The 7,873-nt window shown below is 67.7% G+C and carries 3 protein-coding genes; 2 read left to right on the top strand and 1 reads right to left on the bottom strand.

What is annotated here, in order from left to right:
• Window positions 1-1,265: 1,265 nt before the first annotated feature.
• Window positions 1,266-2,420, top strand: a complete 1,155-nt coding sequence (locus ABD299_RS08530; protein WP_344260027.1) for a S8 family serine peptidase — start codon at window positions 1,266-1,268, stop codon at window positions 2,418-2,420.
• 75 nt (window positions 2,421-2,495) lie between these two features.
• On the opposite strand, the gene ABD299_RS08525 is transcribed toward ABD299_RS08530, so the two are convergent.
• Window positions 2,496-3,482 carry an ISAs1 family transposase gene (locus ABD299_RS08525; protein ID WP_344260029.1) on the bottom strand — a complete coding sequence of 329 codons (987 nt, stop codon included), beginning with the start codon at window positions 3,480-3,482 and terminating at the stop codon, window positions 2,496-2,498.
• 2,566 nt (window positions 3,483-6,048) lie between these two features.
• On the opposite strand from ABD299_RS08525, the gene ABD299_RS08520 reads away from it, so the two are divergent.
• Window positions 6,049-7,287, top strand: coding sequence for a S8 family serine peptidase (locus ABD299_RS08520; protein WP_344260025.1), 1,239 nt, complete (start codon window positions 6,049-6,051; stop codon window positions 7,285-7,287).
• Window positions 7,288-7,873 lie beyond the last annotated feature (586 nt).

Here is a 7,873-nt window from a genome sequence, read left to right as displayed (position 1 = left end):
CTACCGGGTGGCCGCCCAACGCATGACGAGCGCGGAAGAACCGGTCTTCCCGGAGCCACTGGCAGGAACGTTCCCGAACACGGACGGGGGCCCCGCTACGCGTGACGATGGTTTCTCCGACACGTCGCCGGGAGTCCCGCCCGGTTCCCGGCAGCCTGAACCGGCCGGCGGGCAGCCGCCGGAGAACGGCGCAAGCCGAGTCAGGGCGGCACCGGACGTTCAGGGGCCCGTGGATGAGGGGCGCGTAGGCACGTCCGTGGGTTCCGTGGGTCAAGGCGTGCACTCACCCGCCTCGCCCATCGGAGGAGGTCCCGCCATTCCAGGAACCGGAGCGGGGGGACAGGGGGGCGCGGGGCATGCTGCCCCTGGCGCGTTGCCGGTAGCGCAGGCACCTGCTGCGCCGAATCCCAGGGGAGCGTCCCCAGGACCTCCTGCGACGGGAAGGTACAGAGGAGGGGTACTCCAGCCAGGAGGGCCGGCGGGCGCAGCGCGTCCACCGGGTGGGCCGACGGACCAGCCTGGTGCCCGCAGCCCGCTGGTAGGACGTCCCTCACCAGGCGCAGGGACGGACGGTCCCGAACGACCTGCCAACCGTCCCGGAGAACCACAGACGCCCCCGGTGGGACGCCAAGCCGGATCCGGCTCCTCGGGCGGCCAGGGCAAGAGAAGCGCGAACCCCAGCAGCAAGGGCGGAGTGGTGGGTGGAATTCCCCGGCCTGCCGAGGCCTCACAGATTGCTCGAGGTATCCCGAAAGGCTTTGTCATTGGCCCTGACGCACCTGCGGGCAGACATGGGAACGGCCCGGACCGACGCGCTCAGCAGCGTACCGGCCCTGTAGTTGGCCCTTCCTCTTCCGGACAACGGAAGAACGGTGCCAGGCAGTCCGGGAAGGGAACGGTGCCCATCTCGGGAGGCCGGAAGGTGCGGGATGCGAGGACCGCGCGGGAACTTCCCAAGGGCAACAGCAGTGTCGCCGGAGTCCCCGGGTCCGATCAGCCGCCAGGCCCATGACAGACAGCAACTTCGGAAACTACGGGCTCTGTGAGTACGCCTCTGGAGCCGACTCATTCTCATGGCCGGTCCGCATCGCTGCTCTCTCTGCGGTCGGCTTTTTTACGAAAAGGAAAGGTCAGCAGTGAGGAGAGGGATACGGACTATCGGCGCGCTGGCGTCCTTGATGCTACTAGCGTTCCCCACGTCACATCAGGCTGCGGCTGACGAGAGGAAACAGGCGTGGTACCTGGAAGAATTCCGGGCCGCCGAGATGTGGCAGCGATCGCAAGGCCAGGGCATCACCGTTGCGGTCATCGACAGCGGTGTCGATTCCACTGTTCCCGAACTGCGCGGCCAGGTCCTCGAGGGCATGGACTTTCTCACAGGAGAAGGAACCGGCCAGCTGGACAACGATGGCCATGGGACAGCCATGGCCGCCCTGGTGGCCGGAACGGGAGCGGGCGGAGGAGTGCAAGGACTTGCCCCCAAGGCAAAGATCCTTCCGCTCCGGGTGGCCAACCAGCCGACCAATGACTTCGAATTCGGGGCCATCGAGGACAACATGATCCAGGCCATTGAATTCGCAGCGAACTCGGATGCCCGGATCCTCAGCATTGCCGTGGGAAGTCGCGTAAATGCTACCAGACAACAAGAGAGGATCGATGCGGCGATTTCCGAGGCGGCACGCCGGGACAAGTTGATTTTCGTGGCCGCCGGCAACTCCGCAGATAACGACATAAAGAACTCCTTGTTCGCCTTCCAGGAGGGAACCATTGGAGTGGCGGCCACGGGGCGTGACGGTGAGCGCGCACCGTACTCGGCTCACGGGTCGTTCGTAGGGCTGGCGGCTCCTGGCAGAGAGATCTCCTTGAGGTGCGACTTTCCCGCAGGTGAGGTGTGTGTCCGGGAAGGTGGTACGAGTAGCGCGTCCGCGTTGGCTTCGGCTTCTGCCGCGTTGATCTGGTCGGCGAACCCCGAGTGGACGAAGAATCAGGTGCTGCGGGTGATGATGGAGACGGCTGACGGGCCATCGAAGACGCCGCGAAATCACTATGTGGGGTACGGGACCGTGCGTCCTGACCGGGTGATTCTGGACGGCGAAGGGGACCCCGGGGACCCGGACGTGAACCCGATGTTCGAGCGGTACGAGGCGGCGCTGGACCCGCCTGCGACGCCGGAGCCTTCGGCCGGGGGGCAGGAAGAGCCGGGGACAAGCGGCGGGGATGACCAGGAGGCAGGCACGGAATCCGCGGGTACGTCGGCGGGGGCCGGGGACAGCCCGGAGGAACGGGCCGCGGAGAGCGGCGGCGAGGGCCGCAGTATCGGAGGACCGGCGGCGCTGTTCGGGCTCGCCGGTGTCGTGATCGTCGCCGGAGGGCTGGCTGCCTGGTGGATGCGGCGACGACAAGACACCGGGACAACCTGAGAGACCAGCAGTACGCAGACGGGAGCCGGGCCGACGGCCCAGGGTCATTGCGTGAAGTGATCTTGTCCGGGTTCGTCAGGTGAGGCCGAGGGCGGTCAGGGGGCGACGGTAGTCGCGGGCGGCTCGGCGGACGGCGGCGGCCATGTTGGCCTGGCCGTTCTGGCGGTGGACGCCGACGGCGAGGTTTCGCAAGGAGGCCATGGTGCGGGGCAGGTGGCCGGTGCGGATCTTGGAGTCGTCCTCGCGGAAGGTCCGGTCACGGACGTGATGCAGGAGGTTCTCGATGCCCCAGTGCCCTCTGATCCAGGAGGCGAGTTCGGTGCCGGTTGCGGCGCCGGCGGCGAGGCTGGTGATCAGGTAGATCCGTTCGATCGACAGCTGCCCGGTGCTTCGGTCCATCCTCCAGCGGACAATCTGGAGGGCCTGCTTGGCATCGGGGTAGTCGAGGTGGTCGAACGCGGCGGCCTTGAGGCGACGGATCTCGATGCGGTGGTGGGCGCGGGTGCGGTCGTAGTGCTCCAGCGGCATGTCCCGCCAGGGCAGATAACGGACCCGGTCGAAGAGTTTGGCGTGGTTCTTCTTCACGATCGCCAGGTAGTGGGCGCCGCGTCCGCGCAGGTAGGCGCCGTGGGCGTGCTGAGTGTGCAGGGCGTCCGCGGTGATCACGGTGTTCTCCAGATCCTCGATCGAGTCCAGCAGCGGCGCGAAGGTAGGGATCTCGTTGCTCTTGTCGGTGATCTGTCGTTGGGCCAGGACGCTTCCGGCGTGGTCCATCGCGGCGAGCAGGACCACCGCGTTCCTCTCGGCGGTGCGGGAGCCTTGGACGGTCTTGCCGTCTACCGCGATGGCCCGGCGGATTGCCCGCGCGGCCGGCCTGTCCACCGTGACGCTTGTGGCCGAGCGGGTGTCGAGGAACGCGCCGACGGCTCGGTCGAGGGCGTCGCCGTCGAGGCGTTCCAGCAGGCGGCGGATGGTCGCGGGGTGCGGGGCGGAGATTTGCCCGGTGAACGGGTCGGGAGTGAAGCCGAGTGTCCGCAGGGCCCAGGGCGGCGCGTCGGTGATCCATTCCCCGATCGCGGCCAGCGATTTCGCGCCGGTCAGGAGGGGCGGCGGCCACCGCGCAGACCAGTGCGGTGAAGGGGTAGATCCGGCCTTTACGGCCCCTGGGATCGGGTATCCCGGTCAGGAATGTTCGCAGGTCAACGGCATCGAGGAGTGGTGCCGGGGCGGATATCGAGGCCAGTTGGCCCAGCGGGGCGGCGGTAGGCGATGATGCAGGGGCAGGCACGGGCTCGCTCGGTGTTCATGGGACGTAGACACTCACATGATCACCGGCACCGTGCCTGTACTGCGTCCCACCCCCAGAACCGGACCGATCCTGCCATGACGACACATCACGGGCAGACCTGGCGAAGCACCTTCACGCAACGCCCCTGGCCGACGGCCCACGCAGAAGGCGGCTTCACATGGGGGCGGAATCCTGTCCTTCGAGATGAAGTTGACCGACCGCGTCCACTCCGCCCACGCCCCGGCTGTTCTACCTCATCGCCTGCGCGTCCGGGACCGGAAGCGTGGCCCGTGTGATCCGGGTCTTCCGGCCTCTCAGCGTGGCGAGCAGTGCCGGGGGCCTCGGCTCTTCCCGGTTGGCACTTCAGACCGGGCAGGCCCTACGGCTCTTGCCGGGCATGCGCGATCCTTTGGTTTCCGTCCGTCAGGGCCGGGGCGGAGTGGGCCGGGTGCCGGGCCGGAGGGTTACTGCCCATGAGGCTGTCGCTACGATCTGTTGGTGCGCGTGGCTTCTCCGTGCTGGGCGGGCGGGCTCCGAGGCTCGGCCCGGCGCTGTTGGGGAGGAGCGGGGCGGGGTGCCGTGATCGTCTTGGAGAGGGGTGGGGCATGTGGNGGCTCGGCCCGGCGCTGTTGGGGAGGAGCGGGGCGGGGTGCCGTGATCGTCTTGGAGAGGGGTGGGGCATGTGGGTGAGTTCGAGGGGCGTTCGCTTGAGGAGTTGGCGGGGTTGGTGGCGGGGGCTGAGCCGCGGGCGCTGATGGCTCGTGGTGAGGTGTTGCTGGGGCTTGCGGAGGCGTTGAACGAGACGGGTGCGGTGATCGCGGGCCGGATCGACCGGATGGCGTGGGAGGGGCAGGCCGCTGACACCTTCCGTGAGTGGGGGCGGTTGTTCCGCAGGGAGTCCCAGGTTCTGGATGAGTTCGTCCGGCATGTGGGTGAGGCGATTCTGCAGGCGGGGCAGGCGCTGTCGGAGGCGCAGTCGTCGATGCCCGCGGCTGCTGCCGGTCCGGTGGTCGACTCCTCCCGGGGGTCAGCGACGGGGTCGGGTTTCGTGGGGGCGGACTTCCTCGACGAGGTGGCGGCAGCACGGGCGGAGGAGAACCGCCAGGAAGCCATCCGCGTCATGGAACGGCTCTCCTCGCACTACCGGGTGGCCGCCCAACGCATGGCGAACGCGGAAGAACCGATGTTCCGCGCCCCACCGGGAAGAGAGGCATCAGCTACGGGCAGGGGCCCCGTTACGCATGACGACAGTTCCTCCGACACGTCATCGGATGTACCACCCGAGTTTCGGCAGCCCGAACCAGCCAGCGGTCAGCCTCAGGAGAGCGGCGCAAGCCGGGGAATGGCAGCGTCGGACGTTCGGGTGCCCGTGGATGAGGGGCGTGTGGGCACGTCCGTGGGTTCCGTGGGTCAGGGCGTGTACTCGCCCGCCTCGCCCGTTGGAGGAGGTCCCGCCGTTCCAGGAGCCGGAGCGGGGGGACAGGGGGGCGCGGGGCATGCCTCCCCTGGCGCGTTGCCGGTAGCGCAGGCACCTGCTGCGCCGAATCCCAAGGGAGCGTTCCCAGGACCGCCGGCGACGGGAAGGTACCGAGGAGGGGCGCTCCAGCCAGGAGGGCCGGCGGGCGCAGCGCGTCCACCGGTTGGGCCGGCAGATCAGCCTGGTGCCCGGAGCCCGCTGGTAGGGCGTCCTTCACCGGGTGGAGGGGAGGGCGGTGCCGGACGGCCTGCCAACCGCCCCGGAGAATCACAGGCGTCACCGGTGGGACGCCGAACCGGATCCGGCTCCTCGGGCGGCCAGGGCAAGACGGGAGGCCAGGGCGCGAGGAGTGCGCACCCCGGCAGCAAGGGCGGAGTGGTGGAAGGAATCCCTCGGCCCGCCGAGGCCCCACAGGTTGTTCGTGGCTTCCCAAAAGGCGTTGTCATTGGCCCTGAGGCCCCCGCGGGCACACACAGAAACGGCCCGGACCGACGCACACAGCAGCGTATCGGCCCTGTAGTCAACCCTTCTCCGCCCGGACAGGCGAGAAACAGTACTCAGCGGAAGTCCGGGAAGAGGGCGGCGCCCATCTCAGGAGGACGGAAAGTCCAGGACGACCACACTGCACGGGCACTCCCCAAGGACAGCAGCAACGTCGCCGGAGCCCCCGGACCCGATCAGCGGACGAGCCCATGACGAGAAGCCGACGAGGAAACGATGATTCTGTTGGTGAGCCTCCGGCAGCGACTCATTCATCGTACGCAGTCCGGATTACAACTCTCCCCTGCGCTCATCTATTTCTCACGACTACGGAAAGGTCAGCAGTGAGGAGAGGAATACGGGCTTTCGGTGCGCTGGCGTCATTGCTCCTCGTAGCAATCTCCGCAGCAGATTATGCTGCGGCCGACGAGCGGAAACAGGCGTGGTACTTGGAAGATTTCCGGGCCGATGAGATGTGGCAGCAGTCGCAAGGCCGGGGCATCACTGTTGCGGTCATCGACACCGGCGTCGACCCAACCGCTCCCGAACTGCGCGGCCAGGTCCTTGAGGGCATGGACTTTCTCACAGGAGAAGGAACCGGCCAGCTGGACAACGATGGCCATGGGACAGCCATGGCCGCCCTGGTGGCCGGAACGGGAGCAGGCGGAGGAGTACAGGGACTTGCCCCCGAGGCAAAGATCCTTCCGCTCCGGGTAGCCAACCAGCCGGACGGGTTCGAACTCGCAGCCCCTGAGGACAATATCATTGAAGCCATCGAGTTCGCAGCACAATCGGATGCACGGATCCTGAGCATTGCCGTGGGAAATTATGGAAGCGCTACCAGGCAACAGGCGAAGATCGATGCAGCAATTTCTGAGGCGTCACGTCAAGACAAGCTGATTTTTGTGGCCGCCGGCAATGGCGGAGACGGGGAAACAAAGTTGCCTCTTTTCGCCCTTCAGGAAGGCACCATTGGAGTCGCCGCAACGGGACGCGACGGCGAGCGCGCACCGTACTCGGCTCACGGGTCGTTTGTGGGGTTGGCGGCTCCCGGAAGCGATATTCCCTTGAGATGCGACTTTCCCTCAGGCGATATGTGCGTCGGAGAGGGTACGAGTAACGCGTCTGCGTTGGCTTCGGCTTCGGCCGCGTTGATCTGGTCGGCGAACCCCGAGTGGACGAAGAATCAGGTGCTGCGGGTGATGATGGAGACGGCTGACGGGCCATCGAAGACGCCACGCAACCACTATGTGGGGTACGGGACAGTGCGTCCGGACCGGGTAATTCTGGACGGCGAGGGGGATCCCGGAGACCCGGACATGAACCCGATGTTCGAGCGGTACGAGGCGGCGCTGGACCCGCCTGCGACACCAGAACCTTCGGCCGGGGAGCAGGAGGAGCCGGGGACGAGCGGCGGGTCTGACGAGGAGGCAGGCACGCGATCCGCGGGTACGTCGGCGGGGGCCGAGGACAGCCCGGAGGAACGGGCCGCGGAGAGCGGTGGCGAGGACCGCAGCACCGGAGGACCGGCCGTGCTGTTCGGGCTGGCCGGTGTGGTGATCGTCGCCGGAGGGCTGGCTGCCTGGTGGATGCGGCGGCGACAAGACACCGGGACAACCTGAGAGACCAGCAGTACGCAGACGGGAGCCGGGCCGGCGGCCCAGGCAGGAGGCGGCTTCACGTGGGGCGGAATCCTGTCCTTCGAGATGAAGTTGACCGACCGCGTCCACTCCGCCCACGCCCCGGCTGTTCTACCTCATCGCCTGCGCGTCCGGGACCGGAAGCGTGGCCCGTGTGATCCAGGGCTTCCGGCCTCTCAGCGTGGCGAGCAGTGCCGGGCCTCGCTCTTCCCGATCGGCACGTCAAACACGGTCAGGCGTACAGCCCTTGCCGGACATGCGCGACCCTTTGGGTTCTGTTCATCAGGGCCGGGGCGGCCTGGGCCGGGTGCCGGACCGGAGGGTCACCGGCCCTGAAGACTGTCGCTACGATCTGTTGGTGGGCGTGGCTTCTCCGTGCTCGTCGGGCGAGCTCCAAGGCTCGGCCCGGCGCTGTTGGGGAGGAGCGGGGCGGGGTGCCGTGATCGACTCTGGGGAGAGGGTGGGGGTTATGAGCGAGTTCGATGGGCGTTCGCTTGAGGAACTGGCCGGCTTGGTGGCGAGGGCTAAGCCGCGGGCGCTGATGGCTCGCGGACAGGCGTTGCTGGGG

Origin of the sequence: Streptomyces sodiiphilus, from assembly GCF_039529215.1 — a bacterium.
Taxonomy (GTDB): Bacteria; Actinomycetota; Actinomycetes; order Streptomycetales; family Streptomycetaceae; genus Streptomyces; species Streptomyces sodiiphilus.
Note: the sequence above shows the minus strand (reverse complement) of the source record. Positions and strands in the feature narration are given on the sequence as shown.

Excerpts from the sequence above, each read along its gene's own strand:
- ABD299_RS08530 (WP_344260027.1), top strand. The coding sequence starts at position 1,266 with ATGTGGCAGCGATCGCAAGGCCAGGGCATCACCGTTGCGGTCATCGAC.